Genomic DNA, 18221 nt, shown 5'->3' on the forward strand with positions numbered 1-18221 from the left:
AGTTTTACGAATGGAAAACGTGCTTGGTCTGGTAGCGGTGGCTGCGGGCGTAATCATTGGCCTGGGTGCTTTGGGTGCCTGTATCGGCATCGGCATCATGGGCAGCAAGTATCTGGAAGCGGCGGCTCGCCAGCCTGAGTTGATGAACGCGCTGCAAACCAAAATGTTCCTGCTGGCTGGGTTGATTGACGCTGCGTTCCTGATCGGGGTGGGGATTGCGATGATGTTCGCCTTCGCCAACCCGTTCGTGCTGAAGTGACCAGTGCGTTTCCGTACTGCTGTGTGCCGTACAGCCAAGTGCTTCTTCGCGGAAAGGTAAGGCCGTGAGCATCAATGCGACGTTTTTTGCGCAGATGGTGGTGTTTTTCCTGCTGGTGCTGTTCACCATGCGCTTCGTCTGGCCACCCATGGCGCGGGCGCTGGACGAACGAGCGCAGCGGATTGCCGAGGGGTTGGACGCCGCCGACCGTGCCAAGCTGGAACTCTCTGCCGTCCACAAACAGGTGGCAGAGGAACAGGCCATCGCCCGCAAGGAGCTTTCTGCGCGCATCGCCGATGCAGAGCGCCGTGCGCAGATCATCTTGGAGGAAGCCAAATCCCGGGCCGCTGCGGAAAGTCAGCGCGTGATGGAAACGGCCCGGTTGGAAGCAGAGCAGCAAGTAGCCAAAGCGCGGGAACTGCTTCGCGAACAGGTGGCAGTGCTTGCCGTCAAGGGAGCCGAGCAAATCTTGCAGCGGGAAATTGACGCATCTGTCCACGCAGAGCTGCTCACACGGCTTCAGAAAGAACTGTGATGGAGCGCCCGCATGGCTGAGGTTGCCACTATTGCGCGCCCCTATGCCCAGGCGCTGTACGCCTCTTATGGCGCGGATGCGCAATCGGCGCTTGCTTGGCTGGACGAATTCGCCCTCATCGCGAGTCAGCCGGCATTGCTCGCATTCGCCCAGAATCCGCACGCTACCGCAGAGCAGATTTTCGACGTGATCGCCACAACGATGCGCAGCACGCTGGAAGACCGCGCTCGGAACTTTCTGCGCATCGTCATTGCGAACCATAGATTGCCCTGCCTGGCCGATGTGGCTTCCCAATTCCGCACACTCGTCCATGACGGGCTGGCAGTGTCGGAAGCCACTGTATACAGCGCCTTTCCGATCGAGGCAGAGCGGTTGCAGGCCTTGGGCGCGCTGCTGGAGCATCGCTTCGCCCGCAAACTGCTGTGGACCGTGCAGGTACAGCCGGAATTGATCGGCGGCATCCGCGTCGTCGTCGGCGACGAGGTACTCGATGTATCGGTACGCGCCAGACTCGATCAGATGCGCGCTGCCTTGATGGCCTGACCTGATTGCCTTATTCCGATCACCCGATCTTCCCTGCACGTACAGCCACGTCGAACCCCAACGTTTGAGAGCGTCATGCAACTCCAACCTTCCGAAATTTCCGAACTGATTCGCAGCAAGATCGAAGCGCTGCAAACAGACACGAGTACCCGCAACGAGGGCACGATCCTCACCGTCACGGACGGGATCAGCCGCATCCACGGCCTGTCTGACGTGATGCAAGGGGAAATGCTGGAATTCCCCCCCACTGCTGAGGGGATACCTACCTACGGCTTGGCGCTCAATTTGGAACGCGATTCCGTTGGCGCTGTCATTCTGGGCGAATATGAACACCTCTGCGAGGGCGACACCGTCAAATGCACGGGGCGCATCCTGGAAGTACCCGTAGGCCCGGAACTCAAAGGGCGCGTGGTCAATGCGCTGGGGCAGCCCATCGACGGCAAAGGGCCTATCGATACCAAGCTGACGGACATCATCGAAAAAGTGGCTCCGGGGGTCATCGCCCGCGAATCCGTCAAGCAACCGATGCACACCGGGCTGAAATCCATCGACTCAATGGTGCCCATCGGTCGTGGACAGCGCGAACTGATCATCGGCGACCGCCAGACCGGCAAGACAGCCCTGGCGATCGACACGATCATCAACCAGAAGGGGCAGGACATGACCTGCATTTACGTTGCGATTGGCCAAAAGGCCTCCAGCGTAAAGAACGTCGTTCGCGCCCTGGAACGCGCCGGTGCGATGGAATACACCATCGTCGTCGCCGCGACGGCTTCCGAATCGGCAGCGATGCAATACGTCTCTGCGTATTCCGGCTGCACGATGGGCGAATACTTCCGCGACCGGGGAGAAGATGCGCTGATCGTCTACGACGACCTGTCCAAGCAGGCCGTTGCGTACCGCCAAGTCTCGCTGCTGCTGCGTCGTCCGCCTGGCCGCGAGGCTTTCCCTGGCGACGTGTTTTATCTCCACAGCCGATTGCTGGAACGTGCGGCGCGGGTCAATGCGGCCTACGTCGAGAACTTCACCAAAGGGGCCGTCCAGGGCAAAACGGGGTCGCTCACCGCCTTGCCCATCATCGAAACGCAAGCTGGTGACGTGTCTGCCTTCGTTCCCACGAACGTCATTTCCATCACAGACGGGCAAATCTTCCTCGACACGAGCCTGTTCAATGCAGGCATCCGCCCCGCCATCAATGCTGGCATCTCGGTGTCTCGCGTCGGCGGTGCAGCGCAAACCAAGCTGATCAAGAGCCTCTCCGGGGGGATTCGTACGGACTTGGCGCAGTACCGTGAACTCGCAGCCTTTGCGCAGTTTGCTTCCGACCTCGACGACGCAACCCGCAAACAGCTTGATCGGGGTGCGCGCAGCATGGAATTGCTCAAGCAGGCGCAGTACTGTCCCCTGCCGATCTCGCTGATCGGCGCGACGCTATACGCGCTGAACAAGGGCCATTTCGACGACATTCCCGTCAACAACGTCTTGGCTTTCGAGCACGCACTGCATGGGACGCTGAAAGATTCGTACGCTGCGCTCTTGGCCAAACTGGACAAGGAACGCGCCATGGATGCCACTGCCCAGGCGGAACTGGACGCAGCAATCATGGCCTGCAAAAAGAACTTTGCCTGATTCCCCCACGATCCGGTTCGCAACGGCACAGGACTGACCAGGACAACGACATGGCCACCGGCAAAGAGATCCGCAGCAAGATCCAGAATCTCGAAAGCACGCGCAAGATCACGAAGGCGATGGAGATGATTTCCGTCTCCAAGATGCGCAAGGCCCAGGATCGGATGCAGGCTGCGCGCCCCTATGCCGACAAGGTACGCAGCATCGCCACGCATCTTGGGCAGGCCAACCCCGAATACGTGCATCCGTTCATGAAAACGAACGAAGCACCGAGGGTGGGCTTCATCGTCGTCAGCACGGACAAAGGCTTGTGTGGCGGGCTTAATGCAGCCATTTTCCGGGCCGTGATCCAAAAAATGCGTGGCTGCCAAGCCGAAGGATTGGCCATGGATGCCGTGGCCATCGGACACAAAGGGTTTGGCTTCCTCAAACGTGTCGGGCTTCCCGTCGTGGCGCACGTGACCCACTTGGGAGACCGTCCGCAACTCGACAAACTCATCGGCCCGGTCAAGGTGCTTCTCGACGCCTACGCGCGCGGGGAACTCCGGGCCATCCACCTGTTTTACACCCGCTTCGTCAATCGGATGAAACAGGAAGTCGTCGGGGAGCTGCTGCTGCCCCTGTCCTCCACCGCCATGCGCGAGCAGGTTGCTATGCGCGAGCAAGTCGCCATACACGAGCAAGTGCAGGCTGCGGAAAGCAACGGCGGCGTGGGCCACAAGACTTGGGACTACCTCTACGAACCCGACGCCAAAACCGTCATCGACGAATTGCTGATCCGCTATGTGGAAGCCCTGGTTTTCCAGGCCATTGCGGAAAACATGGCATCGGAACAGGCGGCGCGCATGGTCGCGATGAAGGCAGCAACGGACAACGCAGGCCATGTGATCGACGACCTCAAGCTCGTGTACAACAAAACCCGCCAGGCTGCGATCACGAAGGAATTGTCGGAAATCGTCTCCGGGGCAGCGGCCATTGCCGTGTAGTCCCCCCCGGCCGTTCCCGCCCATACCGTTCCAGCCGCACCGTACCAGCCACACGCTAGATAGACCCTGTAGCCCCTGCGCTACTCCCAATCCTGTCCGCTACGACGCATCCAGATTCCCTCTCAGGAGCATAGACCCCATGGTGACCGAAACTGTTTCCCCGAGTACTGCCATGCCCGGAAAAATCGTCCAATGCATCGGTGCCGTCGTTGACGTGGAATTTCCCCGTGACCATGTGCCCCGGGTGTACGACGCACTGCATTTGGAAGGAACCAACCTCACTCTGGAGGTGCAGCAGCAAATCGGTGACGGAGTAGTCCGCACCATCGCCTTAGGCTCCAGCGACGGATTGCGCAGAGGCTTGGTCGTGAAGAACACGGGCGCTCCCATCACGGTTCCTGTCGGCAAGGGCACGCTAGGGCGGATCATGGACGTGCTGGGCAACCCCATCGACGAATGCGGCCCCATTGCCTCCACCGAGCACGCGCCGATCCACCGCAAAGCCCCGGTCTATGACGAGCTAAGCCCTTCCCAGGAGCTGCTCGAAACCGGGATCAAGGTGATCGACTTGGTATGCCCGTTCGCCAAGGGTGGCAAGGTGGGCCTGTTTGGCGGCGCTGGGGTGGGCAAAACCGTCAACATGATGGAATTGATCAACAACATCGCCAAGGCGCACAGCGGGTTGTCGGTGTTTGCCGGCGTGGGCGAGCGCACGCGGGAAGGCAACGACTTCTACCACGAGATGGCGGAATCCGGCGTGGTCAACCTCAGCAAGTTCGAAGACTCCAAGGTCTCGATGGTGTACGGGCAGATGAACGAACCCCCAGGAAACCGCCTGCGCGTCGCGCTGACGGGGCTGACCATCGCCGAATCCTTCCGCGACGAAGGGCGCGATGTGCTCTTTTTCGTCGACAACATCTACCGCTACACCCTGGCTGGCACCGAAGTCTCCGCGCTGCTGGGCCGCATGCCCTCTGCGGTGGGGTACCAACCCACCCTGGCCGAGGAAATGGGGCGCTTGCAGGAACGCATCACGTCGACCCGCGTGGGTTCGATCACATCGATCCAGGCCGTCTACGTCCCGGCAGACGACCTGACCGACCCCAGCCCGGCCACCACATTCACCCATTTGGACTCGACCGTCGTGCTGAGCCGCGACATCGCATCGATGGGAATCTACCCAGCGGTGGATCCGCTCGACTCGACCAGCCGCCAGCTCGACCCCAACGTCGTAGGCACGGAACACTACGAAACGGCGCGCGCCGTGCAGGGCATGCTCCAACGCTACAAGGAATTGCGAGACATCATCGCGATTCTGGGAATGGACGAACTCGCCCCGGAAGACAAGCTGACCGTTAGCCGCGCACGCAAAATCACCCGATTCCTGAGCCAGCCTTTCCATGTGGCCGAAGTGTTTACTGGCACGCCAGGCAAGTACGTCAGCCTTGCGCAGACGATCCAGGGATTCAAAATGATCGTCTCCGGCGAGTGCGACCACCTTCCGGAACAAGCGTTCTACATGGTCGGCGCGATTGAGGAAGTCTTCGAAAAGGCCAAGAAGTTGCAATGAATACCCTCCACGTCGACGTCGTCAGTGCCGAAGAGTGCATCTTTTCCGGGGAAGCCCTGTTCGTCGCGCTCCCCGGCGAAATCGGCGAATTGGGCATCTATCCCCGCCATACCCCCTTGATCACCCGGATCAAGCCAGGATCGGTACGCATCAATAAGGAAGACGGCACCGAGGAGTTCATCTTCGTAGCAGGCGGCATTCTGGAAGTGCAGCCCACTGGCGTGACCGTGTTGTCAGACACTGCCATACGCGGGCAAGACTTGGACGAAGAGAAAGCCTTGGCAGCCAAAAAGGCCGCAGAAGATGCCGTCAAAAACGCCAAATCCGACGTCGATTTGGAAAAAGCCAGCTCCGAACTGGTCGTCATGCTCGCCCAAATCACCGCGCTGCGCAAATTCCGGCAGCAGCGATAGGAGCGCCGGGAGTCTTCGCAATGCGCACGGCTTAGAGGGATGGGCCGTCCACCGAAAGCAGCACAGCCCCCTACCGCACCAACTGATTGAGCTGGATGATCGGCAGCAGCACGGCCAGGACGATGAGCATGACGACGGCTCCCATCGCGACGATCAGCAAGGGTTCGAGCACGGTGGCCAGTTGCATGGCACGGCGCTGTACCTCACCGCTAAGCTGACTGGCAGCGCGATGCAGCATCAGGGGGAGTTGCCCGGTCTGTTCCCCCAGCCGCGAAAACATCGACAAGATGGCGGGGAAGCGCTTGTGTTGTGCCAGCGCGGAGGCCAGCGGCGCCCCTTCACGAACAAGTTGCAGAGCATGCAAGGCATCGCTGCGCAGTGCGCGGTTGCCCAATGTTTCCGCTGCGGCTTGCAGCGCCTTCAGGATCGGCACGCCCGCTGCGGCAAGCAGCGCCAGCGTACTGGCAAAGCGCGCAGCATGGTAGCTGCGGGACAGCTTGCCCAGCAGAGGCAAGGTCAGCCACGCTGCATCGACGCGTTCCTGCACACGCTCGTCACGCAAGGCAAACTTTGCAGCGATGGCCGCCGCTACCGCCGTGAGCACAATCCACCAACCATGGCTGCGCAAAAAGGCACTGATGGCGAGCAAGATCGTCGTCAGCAGTGGCAATGCACGCTTGCTTCCGGCAAAGACGTTGGCCACCTGGGGAACGACGTACGTGACGAGAAACGCGACGATCGCGATAGCCAATACGGTGACGATCGCGGGATACAGCGCCGCACCGAAGAGCTTAGAACGCAGCGCCTGCTGTGCTTCCAGCTCGTCGGCCATGCGTTCGAGCACCAGGCCCAAGTCGCCGCTATGTTCCCCCGCACGGACCACAGCGACGTAGACCTCGGGGAACTCGCCGGGGAACTGCGCCAACGCCTTGGCGAACGTCGCCCCCGCGCCAACTTCTGCGCACAGGGTGGCGAGCAACTCGTGTTCCGATGCGCGCTCGGCTTCGTCGGCCAGCGAAGACAGCGCCCGCTCCAACGGCAACCCGCAAGACACCAGCCCAGCAATTTGCCGGGTCCACAACGCCAACCCGGCGGCGGAAAACACCTTGCGCGAGCGGGGCGTGCCTCCGGTAGGCGTGGATTGCGCCCCCAGCGCGGACACGGTGAGTGGCACCATAGCCTGCATCCGCAGCGTGCTGCGTGCAGTCTTGAGGGAATCAGCGTGGAGCACCCCTTTGCGTGGCTTGCCCTGGGCGTCGAGGGCTTCGTAGGAATAGGCAGGCATGGCGTGATGGAAAGAGCGCGGATTGTCCGGGTTTCGGTGCGATCAGGCTTCAGGGTGCCGTTCCATCCAGACTAGGCAGCGCTGCACCCCCGGCACAGGGAGCTTGTCGACCTCCCGCACCTGCACTGTGGCGGGCAATGCAGCCATTTCCTGTTCTGGCATGGCACCCTTCATCGCCATCCAGACCCCACCTTCGCGCAATAGATGGCCGGTGCAGCCGGTGAAGTCGGCCAAGCTGGCAAAGGCGCGGGACGTGATCACCGCATACTGCCCGCGCAAGGCTTCGACGCGCGAGTGCAGCGAACGCAACCGGGGCAACTCCAGCTCCGTTGCTACCTGCTGCACGAATGCGGCCTTTTTGGCCACCTTATCGACGCAATCGACGGCAATCTCCGGGCAGGCGATGGCGACCACCACCCCCGGCAGTCCAGCGCCGGAGCCGACATCGAGCAGCGACTGGGTGGGAATACCAAGATCGGCACATCGACGCAACAAAGGCCCGACAACGGCGAGGGAATCGGCCAGATGGTGGCGCAGGATGCCTTCCCTATCGCGAATGGCTGTGAGGTTATAAACAGCGCCCCATCGCTGGATCAGATCGGTATATGCCAGCAGTTGATCGATCTGTTGGGTGGATAGCGATAGGCCGAGATCTTGCAGCGCATCGGTCAGCAGGAACATGGTGTGCGTGTGTACAAGGAGAAAGACTGCATGACGGAAGCCACAGGCTGCCGGGATGAGCAAGAAAAGCCGCGATTCAGCGTAGTCGTGGCCGTGCGCAATGGCGCAGCGCATCTGCAAGAGTGCCTCGACAGCATCGACGCGCAGACCTACCCGCACCGGGAAGTCGTCGTGATCGATGGCGGATCGACCGATGGTACGGTCGAGCTACTGCGCCGCAACACCGGCCAGCGTGCGTGCCTGGCGTACTGGATTTCCGAACCGGACACCGGGGTCTACGACGCATGGAACAAGGCGTTGGAGCACGTGCGTGGGGACTGGGTGCTCTTTCTCGGAGCCAGCGACCGGCTGCTGCACCCCGGCGTGCTGGACAGCCTGGCCCAGGCGTTGCGAGGGGTGACTGACGAGGTGCCGGTGGTGTATGGGCGGGTCGAGATTCTGGGGGATGGAGACCACACCCTCTATGCGTTGGGAACCCCGTGGCCGCAGATTCGGCAGCGCTTTCTGCAAGAAATGTGCATTCCACACCCGGCAACGTTGCACCGTCGCACAGCCTTTGCCCGATACGGGGACTTCGACACGAATTTCCGGATTGCCGGGGATTACGACTGGCTGCTGCGGGCGCTGCACGGTACTTCTGCGGTGTTTATCGACAAAGGAGTGAGCGCGATGCGCGTCGGGGGGCTGAGCAGCGACCCCACACGCTCCCTGTCCATGCTCTGGGAAGTACGCCGCGCACAACGCAAGGCCGGGTTGCGCTGGCCCGGTACGGTATGGCTGCTTGCACTGGCCCGGGTACTGCTGCGCACTGCGCTGTGGAAGTGCCTAGGCCCTGCAAGGGCGCGAGTTTGGCTGGATTGGGGGCGGCGGTGCATGGGCCAGCCCGCCTACTGGACACGCACATGCAGCACCCACCCGACTGCGCCCCGGTGAGCGTCGTCGTCCCCTGCTACCGGTGCAGCGCAACGATTGCCCGTGCTGTGGCCTCGGTGGCGGCACAGACGCTGCGGCCTGCGGAGCTGATCCTCGTCGATGACGGCAGTGCGGACGCAACACGCGCTTGCCTGTACCAGGTACAGACGCACTACCCACCAGGTTGGATTCGTGTGCTGGCCTTCGATGAGAACCGGGGCGCGGCATCGGCGCGCAATGCGGGGTGGAATGTGGCAACGCAACCACTGGTGGCTTTTCTGGATGCAGACGACGCATGGCATCCGCAGAAAGTGGCGGTGCAGGTCGATGTCTTGCAGGCCCATCCGGATGTGCAGATCGTCGGGCATGGGTTCCGGCGCGTGGCATCACCCTCGCTGCCGCAGTGGCCCGTGGAAGAACAGCCCACGCAGCGGTTGCAGAGGTGGCATGTGCTGGCCAAAAATCCTTTCGTCACCCCGTCGGTGATGCTGCGGCGCGACCTGCCCTGCCGGTTCCACGCAGGCCAGCGATATATGGAAGACCATTTGTTATGGATGCAGGCAGCGTGCATGGGGTTGCCCATCGCACGCATCCCCATTGCCTTGGCTGCGATCTACAAGCGCGCATTCGGGGTGTCCGGACTGAGTGCCGACCTCTGGCCCATGGAGCGCGCCGAGCTGGGCAACTACCGCCTGCTGTACCGAAACGGCTGCCTGTCCTGGCCCGCCTGGGTAGGGTTGAGCGGGTATTCCTTGCTGAAATTCGTGCGCCGGGTCTTGCTCGTCGCCTTGCATCCCCGATGGAGGCGGTAGTGGTATCGATCTCCGTCGTCAGCCACGATCAGCTCCCGATGGTGCTACGGCTGATGCAGGACGCACAACGGGTATGCGCGGGGGTGGCGATGGAATGGATCGTCACGCTCAACACGCAAGAATCTGCGGAACCCCTGGCATCGTTGGAGGCAGCGGCCTTCCCATGGCCGGTGACAGTGCTGCGCAATCCCACCCCCAAGGGCTTTGGCGCCAACCACAACCAGGCTTTTGCGCGGGCGCAAGGCGCCTATTTCTGCGTACTCAACCCCGACATTCGCCTGCACGACTGCCCCTGGCCCGCCTTGCTGCAAGCTATGCAGCAGGATAGTGTGGGCGTGGTGGCCCCGGTCGTCGTAGGGCCTACGGGGGAACTGGAAGACAGCGCGCGGCGTTTCCCCACATGGAGCATGCTGGCGCGCAAGCTGCTGGGGATGCATCGGCGCATCGACTATGTGCTGACTGAGGATCGCGCCCAAAGGGAGGGCGATGTCAAAGGGGGATGCCGCACCCAAGGGGGCGCAAACATCGACGCCAAAGTGGGCATCGAGGTGGATTGGGTCGCCGGGATGTTCCAGCTTTTCCGCCGCGAGGTGTATGCCCGTATGGGCGGCTTCGACGAACGGTTCTTTTTGTATTACGAAGACGTCGACTTGTGTGCGCGGATGGCCCTTGCCGGGCTACGCGCCATCGTTTGCACTGCAAGCCGTGTAGAGCATCATGCCCAACGCGCCAGCCACCGCCAGTTGCGGTACCTGCGCTGGCATGTGCATAGCGTACTGCGGTTTTTGTGTTCGGACGTGTACCGCAAGCTGGGGCAACGACGACAGGATGGGCAGCTAGGACGACAGACATGACAACAGGAATGACGGTACTTGTGACCGGGGCCAACGGATGGATTGGGCAGGCGCTGTGCGCACGGCTGCGCCGGGAAGGGGTAGACGTCCGGGCGGCAATACGGAAGGAAGGGGCGGGAACGAGGACGGGGGTGGAGACGGGAGTGGAGACGAGATACATCATCGTCGGCGACATAGGGGCAGACACCGATTGGTCACCTGCGCTGGCAGGGGTGGATACCGTCGTACATCTGGCGGCGCGCGTCCACCAGATGCGGGAGACGGCGCCAGACCCGCTCGCCGCGTACCGCCAAACCAATGTCGACGCCACGCGCAAGCTGGTACGGGATGCAGCACGCTGTGGGGTGCGTCGCTTCGTGTTCCTGAGTTCGGTCAAGGTGATGGGCGAGTGCAGCCCTGTGGGCCAGCCTTTCCGCGAAGCCGATATGCCCCAGCCCCAAGACCACTACGGACGCAGCAAGTTCGAAGCCGAAACAGCGCTTTGGCAAGAAGCCGGGGCGATGGAAGCCGTCGTGCTGCGGCCCCCGCTGGTATACGGGCCTGGAGTGCGCGCCAACTTTGCCGCGTTGCTACGCGCAGTGCGGCAGGGATGGCCGTTACCCGTAGGCAGCGTGGACGCACGGCGCAGCCTGGTGGCGCTGGACAACCTCGTCGATGCCCTGTGCGTGGCCATGCGGCACCCTCGCGCCGCCGGGGAGGTGTTTTTCGTCAGCGATGGACAGGATTTGTCGGTGGCCGACCTGGTACGAATGCTGGCGCAGGCCATGCACCGCGCCCCACGCATCGTTCCCGTTCCTGTGGAGTTGTTGCACTGCGCGGGATGGTGTGCGGGCAAGGCAGCGGCGGTGGAACGGCTGTGCTCCCCCTTGCAGGTGGACAGCACCAAACTGCGAACCATGCTGGGGTGGATACCTCCGCTAAGCCTGGAAGAAGGATTGCGCCAAACCGTGGAGGGAACGGAATGAAGCGGCTGTTCGACATCATGCTGGCCCTGGTTGCCGGGACGATCCTGGCCATACCGATGTTGGCCATCGCGCTGGCAGTGCGATGGACGTCCCCAGGGCCGGTGCTGTATTGGTCGGATCGGGTGGGGCGGGACAACCGGCTTTTTCGGATGCCCAAATTCCGCAGCATGCGTACCGATACCCCGGCGGTGGCCACGCATTTGCTTCCCAACCCCCAAGACTATGTGACCCCGCTGGGGAGGTGGCTGCGCAAAACCAGCCTCGACGAATTGCCGCAACTCTGGAGCATTCTGCGTGGAGAGATGAGTGTCGTCGGCCCCAGGCCAGCTTTATTCAACCAAGAAGACTTGATCGCCTTACGCACTGCGGCAGGAGTACACCGTTTGACGCCCGGTTTGACGGGGTGGGCGCAAATCCATGGCCGGGACGAATTGCCCATTCCGGAAAAGGTGCGGCTCGATGCCGAATACGCCAGCCGCCGCACGTTCCGGCTTGACCTCTGGATCCTGTTCCAGACAGTCGGCAAAGTGCTACGGCGGGAAAACGTCGCGCATTGAGGCGGCTCGGGGCCTACGAACCATGGTCGTTTTGGCGTTGTAAGAGCGACGGGAGTCGCAATACAGGCTCTTGGTCAAAACGGATCGGTTTTGCCGGTACAGCAGTTCCTAGATTTCGCCACGCAGCATCCGAGCTACGGGCATACATCGCGCCATGACAAAAAACGGCAGTTTGGGGGGGCGCTGACAAAAATTGTCAGTATCCGGTCGATGGAAGTGACAGTTTGCGTCCCCGAATGCCCGATTTGCCCCCAACGACCCCCTATTGCCCCGTCGAAATGCCCTGGCACGGTTCCTGCTGTATCTCTGGCGGTGCCGCTGTGGCCCAATCCACTTTCTAGGAGTTAATCATGAACCGTTCCATGCAAAAGGGCTTTACCCTAATCGAACTGATGATCGTCGTCGCCATCATCGGCATTCTGGCTGCTGTCGCGCTGCCTGCGTACCAGGAATACACGAAGAAAGCCAAGTTCAGCGAAGTCATCTTGGCGACCTCTGCAGCGAAGGTAGCTGTGGAACTTTGTGCGCAAGATCAGAATGGCCTGACGAACTGTACCGCTGGAAACAACAATGTCCCTGGCAATGCCGGTGCATCAGGCAACGTAGCCTCGGTCGCCGTCGGGGCAAGTGGTGTGATCACTGCGACAGCCATTGGATCCAATGGTCTCAACGGCGAGAACTACATATTGACCCCCACTTACACCAGTGGCAAGGTAACTTGGGTTGTCAGTGGCTCTTGCGCTGCTGCCAACCTGTGCAAAGCAGGCTAATTGACTCTTAGCGTTGACGAAGCGCAGCCCCTCTCGCAGGGGCTTTTTTATTGCCGGAATCCGGTTCCAGAAGCATCCAGATTCCGGCCATATTCCCGATTGGCCGAACCGATATGCGCACTTTTCTAAAAGCCGTCTTGCCCTTGGCTTTGCTGTGTGCCGCCACGGTGGGGTTGTACGCGGCATTCCTATCGAATGCCCTGTTTTTCGACGACTGGAATTTTTTTCGGACTACTAAGCTGGGTCAGCCCGCCCTGTTTACCACCCCTGGGCCGTGGTACGAATTGCGGGGGCTGCCTTATGCCACCTTCCTCTGGACGCAAGCGTGGTGGGGCGCGGAGGTGCGTTCCCACCGGATCGTGCAACTGTCGCTGCACGTAGCGGTGGTGTGTGCTCTGTACTGGCTACTGGCGCATTTGTTTGCGTTGGCACAAGTGGAGGGCAGGGAACGGCCATTCCCACCTCGAGTCGTGGCCTTCCTTGGAGCACTATGGTTCGCGTTGCACCCTGTGGCAACCTACGCTGCGGGGTATCTAGTGCAACGGACAGTCCTGATGTCCACGTTCTTTGCATTGCTGGCGATGCTGGCCTATACCTGGGGCAGCGTCCAGGAACGTCGCTGGGGGTTGTGGATGGCGGTCCTGTTGTACGCAATGGCTGTGTATTCCAAGGAACATGCAGTGTTGTTGCCCGCAGTGCTGGTGGCGCTGACTGCGTGGTTGCACACTGATTGGATTGCGCGGATGCGGGCGCGCTGGCCGGTTTTTGTTGCCATGGCGTTGATTGCAGCCTGGGCAGTATGGGGGCGAACTTGGCTGCTGGCCACTGCGTACGAAGAGCGCGTAACAGACGTTTTTCCAGACCTTGGCCTAGCTTACCCCCTGAGCGTACTCACCCAGTCTTGGTTGTTTTTCAAATATCTGTTCCTGTGGCTCTTTCCCAATACCCAGTGGATGTCGATCGACATGCGGGAATACTTTGCTTCGGCAGTATGGTCACCATACCTGCTGGCTCTGGTGGCCTACCTGGCATGGGGTGGCATGGGGGCATGGCTGTTATTGCGTAGGGGTGTGGTGGGTCTGGTGGGCCTGGGGATGTTGTTTCCCTGGCTCCTGTTCGGCACCGAGTTTTCCACCGTGCGGATGCAGGAAGTGTTTGTGCTGTATCGCGGCTACTTGTGGATGCCTGGAGTATTTTTGGCACTCGGGTGGGTGGCAACCAGGATGCGATTGCGCGTCATCATCGCGATGGGTCTCGTCGTCGCCCTAACGTTGGTTCCCCTGTCGATGGAACGGCTGGTGACCTGTTCCCACTTGGTGATGGTATGGAGTGATGCAGAACGACTCGTGCGTGATCGTCCACTGGTTCCCGGGGCGTACCGCATCCACTACAACTTGGGTAGGGAGCTGATTCCTGTCAACAACTTCCAGGAAGCGATGCATCACCTACGCATCGCCATCTTGCTCCGGGAAAACATGTGGCCAGCGTGGATCAATCTCGGTGTGACGTACTCCATATTGAAGGAAAACACCAAGGCAGTGACGGCCTTCAATATCGCCATGCGTATCGTGGAAGATTTGCACGAACCGCCCAATGGGATCATCCATCATGGCCGCGCCCAAGCCTACGAGGCCCTGGGCAAGCGCGAGGAAGCCCTGGCCGACTACCGCAAAAGTTGCGAGCTATCCAACGTTGGCTGCATTGCGATGCAAAGACTTGCAACAACCTCCACCCCCGTCAATGCCACCCCATCCCCCCTGCCACCCACCTCGCGTCCCTAGGCGCGACGGCGGGCGCCCTGCGGCTCCATAGCACCATCGCCACGACGAGCAGCAGGTCTTCCTTCCGCAGTGGGATAGGCGATGCTGCCGTGGCCCGGTCGAGTACGAGGTGCAGGCACTGCTGTGACAGCACCCCGGTGGCGTGCAGATGGCAGAGGTATCCCCAGTTCTCGGAACCCAGGCGCTGTTGTTCCCAAGCAGACAGCACCCGGATACTGGTTGGAGCGCAAGGCGCTGGGTCGTCTTGTGGGGTGTTTGGGGTAGCCGATGTCAAAGCAGTGGCGTGGATCGCATCCATAGGATCAGGAAGCAATTCCACCAGCCACGCCAGCGCACGGTCGATGGCGCGCGGGGCAAAGCCTTGGGCATAGAGCCTGCGCCGCAATAGCGGCCATTGCGGTAGCGGGGGAACGCCACCACCAGCAAAAACAAAAGCCAGAACGTCAAACATCCGGGCACTGTAGGCCGCGTGGGTAGGCGGCAAAGCGCGGAAAAGCCAGGGTTTTCTTCCATCGCTCCTACAACAACATCCCTCCATCCCCCGCTTTGCCCAACATGTTGTGGGAGCGATGGAAGTCGCGATGATCCTAGATTCCTCACCCCTGCCGCTGGAACCGCCCTCCGGGCAGGCGCGCAACGGAGCCTTCCAGCTCCAACTGGGTTAGCAGCGCTTGCAAAGGCGCGGTGTCCATCCCGGTGCGGGCCTGGATCGTGTCCAACCCGGTGGGGTCATAGCCCATCGCCCGCAACACGCAGTGGCTCGGGTCCGCAGGATCCACAGCAATCGGTGCTGGAGTGGGTGCGGAGATTGCGCGCTCGGGCTGGCCCGGGTATTCGTCGAAGATGTCCTGCGGGCAGGTGACCAATTTGGCCCCTTGCTGAATCAGCGCATGGCAGCCGGTGGATTGCAGAGCGTGGATCGAACCGGGGACGGCAAAAACGTCCTTGCCTTGTTCCGCACTGAGCCGCGCCGTGATGAGCGAGCCGGAGCGCAGCGCGGCTTCGACGACCAAGGTCCCCCGGCTGAGCGCGGCGATCAGGCGATTGCGCCGAGGAAAGTGCGCACTGACCGGGGCACTGCCCAACGGGTATTCGCTAAGCACCAGCCCGCGTTGGGCGATGCGGTGCGCCAGTGCGAGGTGCGCCTTGGGGTAGACGCGATCGACACCCGTCCCGACGACAGCCACCGTGGGGGAGTGCGCCACCTCAGCGTCCAGCGCGCCTGCGTGCGCAGCGCCGTCGATGCCACGCGCCAGCCCGCTGATCACCGTCCACCCGCATTCGGCGGCGACGCGCGCAAAGCGACGTGCGGTGTCCAGCCCCTGCGGGGTGGGCGAACGGGTGCCGACGATGGCCAGGCAGCGCGTGGGGTCGATAGCCGGTGCCGATGCCCATTCCGGTGGCGGTTCCGACGACAACTCGCTGCGTGCACAACGCGCATTCCCGAGCGCATACAGCAGCAGCGGGGGGTCTTCGGTCTGAAGCAGGGCCTGCGGGTAATCGGGGTCGCCCAAAGTCAAGACGGCGCGCCGTGGATCACCACCTTCCTGTTGCTGTTGCAACCAAGTCAGGGTGGACTCCAGCAGCTCCAGCAGTTCCGGGGGCGCAGTACGCAGGGATCGTGCCTGTTTGGCGGAGACGACCTGCTCCAGACTGGCCGCAGTCTGCGCAAAGATGGCGGGGGCGCTGCCAAAGGCCTGCAATAAGGCGCGTGCCGCAACGTTGCCCACGCCTGGGCACAGCGTCAGCCGCAGCCAGGCTTCGAGTTCATCGCGCTCCATGCATCGGGCTGATGAGCCGATCCCCAACCTTGACGCCGCGCGTAATGTTCAGCACCAGGGCGTAAGACACCCGGTCAAAGGTACGGAACACCATCATCAGGCCGTTGCGTTCCTCGGGGAGCTTGATCTGCGGACGTTCGGGGTCGGTTTTGTCGATGATGCGCTCACCGTCGTTGAGGATCGCGAAGATGTGCCCACTTTCCACCCCGTCGCGCACGCCACGGCTGATGGCGACGACCTGGTTTTGCGCAGCATTGGCGACAGCGCTACCGTAGACGGATACCACCCGCGCCTCGAAATCTGGAGCAGGCGCGTGGGGCGCATAGCTCTGCACCTCGCGCGGGGGTTCGGGCAACAGCCTGTCGCCAACGCGCATTTCTTCCTTGGCGGCGATGATGTCGATCGTCGCGGGCAGGATTTCGACGACCTCTTTGCCTTCGGCGTCCACACTGGTTTGCGTGGACTCGCTGCGCATCAGCCGCGCTGTACCCACGTATTGCGCCTCGTGGCCGAGCACTTCGCCGGTGATGGGGTCACGCAACGCCGTCGTGTTGCGGAAGATGCGGTAGATCTGGTGTTTTTTGGTCGGGTCGTCGAGCAGTTCCGCGCCGAAGGGGCCACGGGCGTAGGCGCGGTCTCCGCGTGTCAGCAGTACGCGGCCTTCCAGCGTGGCGACGATGCGCGCAGCCTTCGCCAATTCCCCTTCCCCCACGATGATTGGTTCAGCCAGAAAAGGCTCGATCAAATGGCTTTGGAGCGTGGGCAAGGCCCCGGCACTCAGGGGTTCGATGCGGGTGCGCGGAGAAAGCCGCACGGTGGGGGTACCGCCGACGCCCCCGCCCGGCCTGGTGCGGAGAAAAGCCCGGCCATTGCGGGTGTCGAGATACAACACCTGCCCTGGGTAGATGAGGTGCGGGTTCTGGATGTCATCGAGATTCATCCCCCACAGTTCCGGCCAGCGCCACACGCTGCGCAAGAACATCCCCGCAATGCCCCAGAGCGTATCGCCGGCTTGGATGGTGTAGCTGGAAGGCGCATTGGCGGCCAGCTCCCCCAACGGCACCCCCGTCACAGCTACCTGCTTGGCGGTGGCTCGCTGGCGAGGGGTTGGGGTGTCGTAGGTCGATGCCGGGGAACCCTGTGCGAAAGCGGCAAGGAGCAGGGCCAAGGTCAGTGCGACCGCACCCGATGGTCGTGGCAAGGTGTGCATCGTGTTCTCTACGGCAAAGGTTGCGAGGGTGGGGTCGACAAAGATCATAGCCCTGCACGGCAGCAGCGAGTTGCGACAATGTTCTGATGCGCTGCGCCGTCGGTTTGCCCTTGGCGGCCGCGCCATCCCATCCCCGATTTGCTGCCATGGCCCTGCTCCCCATTCTCCGTTACCCCGACCCCCGGCTGCACACCGTCGCCCAGTCTGTGCAGGAATTCGGCCCCCGCTTGCAGTCGCTGGTGGCAGACATGATCGAAACGATGTACACCGCCAAGGGAATCGGGCTGGCAGCGACGCAAGTCGACGTGCATGAGCGGGTGGTCGTGCTCGATGTGTCTGAACAACATGACTGCCCGCAGGTGCTGATCAACCCAAGGCTGGTTTGGGTTAGCGAAGAATGCGTGGTCGGCGAAGAAGGATGTCTGTCCGTCCCCGGGGAGTACGACAAGGTTTCCCGCCACGCAGCAGTGCATATCGACGTGCAAGACACTGCTGGGGCCTGGCGTCGCATCGAAGCCGAAGGACTGTTGGCAGTATGCATCCAGCATGAGATGGATCACCTGGCCGGGAAGGTGTTCGTCGAGTACTTGTCCCCTCTCAAACGCAGCCGCATCCGCAGCAGATTGCGCAAGGCAGAGCGGGAAGCTTGAAGTCTCCGTTCTTCTTGTTGTTGGTATC

20 protein-coding genes are annotated in these 18221 nt (G+C 61.8%); 15 read left to right on the plus strand and 5 right to left on the minus strand.

Translation table 11 applies throughout. The features are described from left to right. The first annotated feature begins 10 nt into the window (after positions 1-10). The 7 genes from atpE (at position 11) to CENROD_RS07950 (ending at position 5935) form a co-directional block, all read left to right on the plus strand. Positions 11-259, plus strand: a complete 249-nt coding sequence (atpE, locus tag CENROD_RS07920; RefSeq protein WP_022774104.1) for a F0F1 ATP synthase subunit C — start codon at positions 11-13, stop codon at positions 257-259. A gap of 64 nt (positions 260-323) precedes the next feature. Continuing rightward, positions 324-794 (plus strand): F0F1 ATP synthase subunit B, encoded by a 471-nt coding sequence (locus CENROD_RS07925; protein WP_022774105.1) that lies wholly within the window; start codon positions 324-326, stop codon positions 792-794. A gap of 12 nt (positions 795-806) precedes the next feature. Further along, entirely contained in the window at positions 807-1337 is a 531-nt protein-coding gene (locus CENROD_RS07930) for a F0F1 ATP synthase subunit delta (protein ID WP_022774106.1), read from the plus strand. A gap of 75 nt (positions 1338-1412) precedes the next feature. Beyond that, on the plus strand, positions 1413-2966 hold the full coding sequence (gene atpA / locus CENROD_RS07935) for a F0F1 ATP synthase subunit alpha (RefSeq protein WP_022774109.1): 1554 nt from the start codon (positions 1413-1415) through the stop codon (positions 2964-2966). A gap of 50 nt (positions 2967-3016) precedes the next feature. After that, positions 3017-3952: a F0F1 ATP synthase subunit gamma gene (gene atpG, locus CENROD_RS07940; protein ID WP_022774113.1), complete on the plus strand. Its 936-nt coding sequence runs from the start codon at positions 3017-3019 to the stop codon at positions 3950-3952. 139 nt (positions 3953-4091) lie between these two features. Then, positions 4092-5522 carry a F0F1 ATP synthase subunit beta gene (gene atpD / locus CENROD_RS07945; protein WP_022774118.1) on the plus strand — a complete coding sequence of 477 codons (1431 nt, stop codon included), beginning with the start codon at positions 4092-4094 and terminating at the stop codon, positions 5520-5522. Further along, a complete protein-coding gene (locus tag CENROD_RS07950) occupies positions 5519-5935 on the plus strand; it encodes a F0F1 ATP synthase subunit epsilon (protein WP_022774122.1) in 417 nt (138 codons plus the stop codon). The genes atpD and CENROD_RS07950 overlap by 4 nt, the downstream gene beginning before the upstream one ends. A gap of 70 nt (positions 5936-6005) precedes the next feature. Here CENROD_RS07950 and gspF read toward each other — a convergent pair whose 3' ends face one another. Both gspF and rsmG read right to left on the minus strand, forming a co-directional pair. After that, positions 6006-7220 (minus strand): type II secretion system inner membrane protein GspF, encoded by a 1215-nt coding sequence (gene gspF, locus CENROD_RS07955; RefSeq protein ID WP_022774127.1) that lies wholly within the window; start codon positions 7218-7220, stop codon positions 6006-6008. Between the two features lie 42 nt (positions 7221-7262). Continuing rightward, a complete protein-coding gene (rsmG, locus tag CENROD_RS07960; protein ID WP_022774130.1) occupies positions 7263-7901 on the minus strand; it encodes a 16S rRNA (guanine(527)-N(7))-methyltransferase RsmG in 639 nt (212 codons plus the stop codon). A gap of 30 nt (positions 7902-7931) precedes the next feature. On the opposite strand from rsmG, the gene CENROD_RS07965 reads away from it, so the two are divergent. The 7 genes from CENROD_RS07965 (at position 7932) to CENROD_RS07995 (ending at position 14552) form a co-directional block, all read left to right on the plus strand. Continuing rightward, a complete protein-coding gene (locus CENROD_RS07965; RefSeq protein WP_022774131.1) occupies positions 7932-8834 on the plus strand; it encodes a glycosyltransferase family 2 protein in 903 nt (300 codons plus the stop codon). Further along, entirely contained in the window at positions 8804-9625 is an 822-nt protein-coding gene (locus CENROD_RS07970) for a glycosyltransferase family 2 protein (protein WP_022774132.1), read from the plus strand. The genes CENROD_RS07965 and CENROD_RS07970 overlap by 31 nt, the downstream gene beginning before the upstream one ends. Then, a complete protein-coding gene (locus tag CENROD_RS07975; RefSeq protein ID WP_022774133.1) occupies positions 9613-10479 on the plus strand; it encodes a glycosyltransferase in 867 nt (288 codons plus the stop codon). Before CENROD_RS07970 ends, CENROD_RS07975 begins: the two co-directional genes overlap by 13 nt. Next, a complete protein-coding gene (locus CENROD_RS07980; RefSeq protein ID WP_022774136.1) occupies positions 10476-11444 on the plus strand; it encodes a UDP-glucose 4-epimerase family protein in 969 nt (322 codons plus the stop codon). The genes CENROD_RS07975 and CENROD_RS07980 overlap by 4 nt, the downstream gene beginning before the upstream one ends. After that, positions 11441-12001, plus strand: a complete 561-nt coding sequence (locus CENROD_RS07985) for a sugar transferase (protein WP_022774141.1) — start codon at positions 11441-11443, stop codon at positions 11999-12001. Before CENROD_RS07980 ends, CENROD_RS07985 begins: the two co-directional genes overlap by 4 nt. Before the next feature lie 350 nt (positions 12002-12351). Then, on the plus strand, positions 12352-12771 hold the full coding sequence (locus CENROD_RS07990) for a pilin (RefSeq protein ID WP_022774145.1): 420 nt from the start codon (positions 12352-12354) through the stop codon (positions 12769-12771). Positions 12772-12884: 113 nt separating this feature from the next. After that, on the plus strand, positions 12885-14552 hold the full coding sequence (locus tag CENROD_RS07995) for a tetratricopeptide repeat protein (RefSeq protein ID WP_022774146.1): 1668 nt from the start codon (positions 12885-12887) through the stop codon (positions 14550-14552). Here CENROD_RS07995 and CENROD_RS12525 read toward each other — a convergent pair. From CENROD_RS12525 to CENROD_RS08010, 3 genes are all read right to left on the minus strand, one after another. Further along, complete coding sequence (locus tag CENROD_RS12525) at positions 14509-15003, minus strand: DUF494 family protein (RefSeq protein WP_022774150.1); 495 nt, start codon at positions 15001-15003, stop codon at positions 14509-14511. The two genes, CENROD_RS07995 and CENROD_RS12525, sit on opposite strands and share 44 nt — an antisense overlap. A 145-nt stretch (positions 15004-15148) precedes the next feature. Beyond that, positions 15149-16333 carry a DNA-processing protein DprA gene (dprA, locus tag CENROD_RS08005; protein WP_022774155.1) on the minus strand — a complete coding sequence of 395 codons (1185 nt, stop codon included), beginning with the start codon at positions 16331-16333 and terminating at the stop codon, positions 15149-15151. Beyond that, positions 16320-17543 (minus strand): LysM peptidoglycan-binding domain-containing protein, encoded by a 1224-nt coding sequence (locus CENROD_RS08010; protein WP_022774160.1) that lies wholly within the window; start codon positions 17541-17543, stop codon positions 16320-16322. The genes dprA and CENROD_RS08010 overlap by 14 nt, the downstream gene beginning before the upstream one ends. 146 nt (positions 17544-17689) lie before the next feature. Here CENROD_RS08010 and def point away from each other — a divergent pair, with 146 nt between their 5' ends. Then, positions 17690-18193, plus strand: coding sequence for a peptide deformylase (gene def / locus CENROD_RS08015; RefSeq protein WP_022774165.1), 504 nt, complete (start codon positions 17690-17692; stop codon positions 18191-18193). The last annotated feature ends 28 nt before the right edge of the window (positions 18194-18221 follow it).

The sequence above is a fragment of the Candidatus Symbiobacter mobilis CR genome, from assembly GCF_000477435.1.
GTDB classification, from domain to species: Bacteria; Pseudomonadota; Gammaproteobacteria; order Burkholderiales; family Burkholderiaceae_C; genus Rhodoferax; species Rhodoferax mobilis.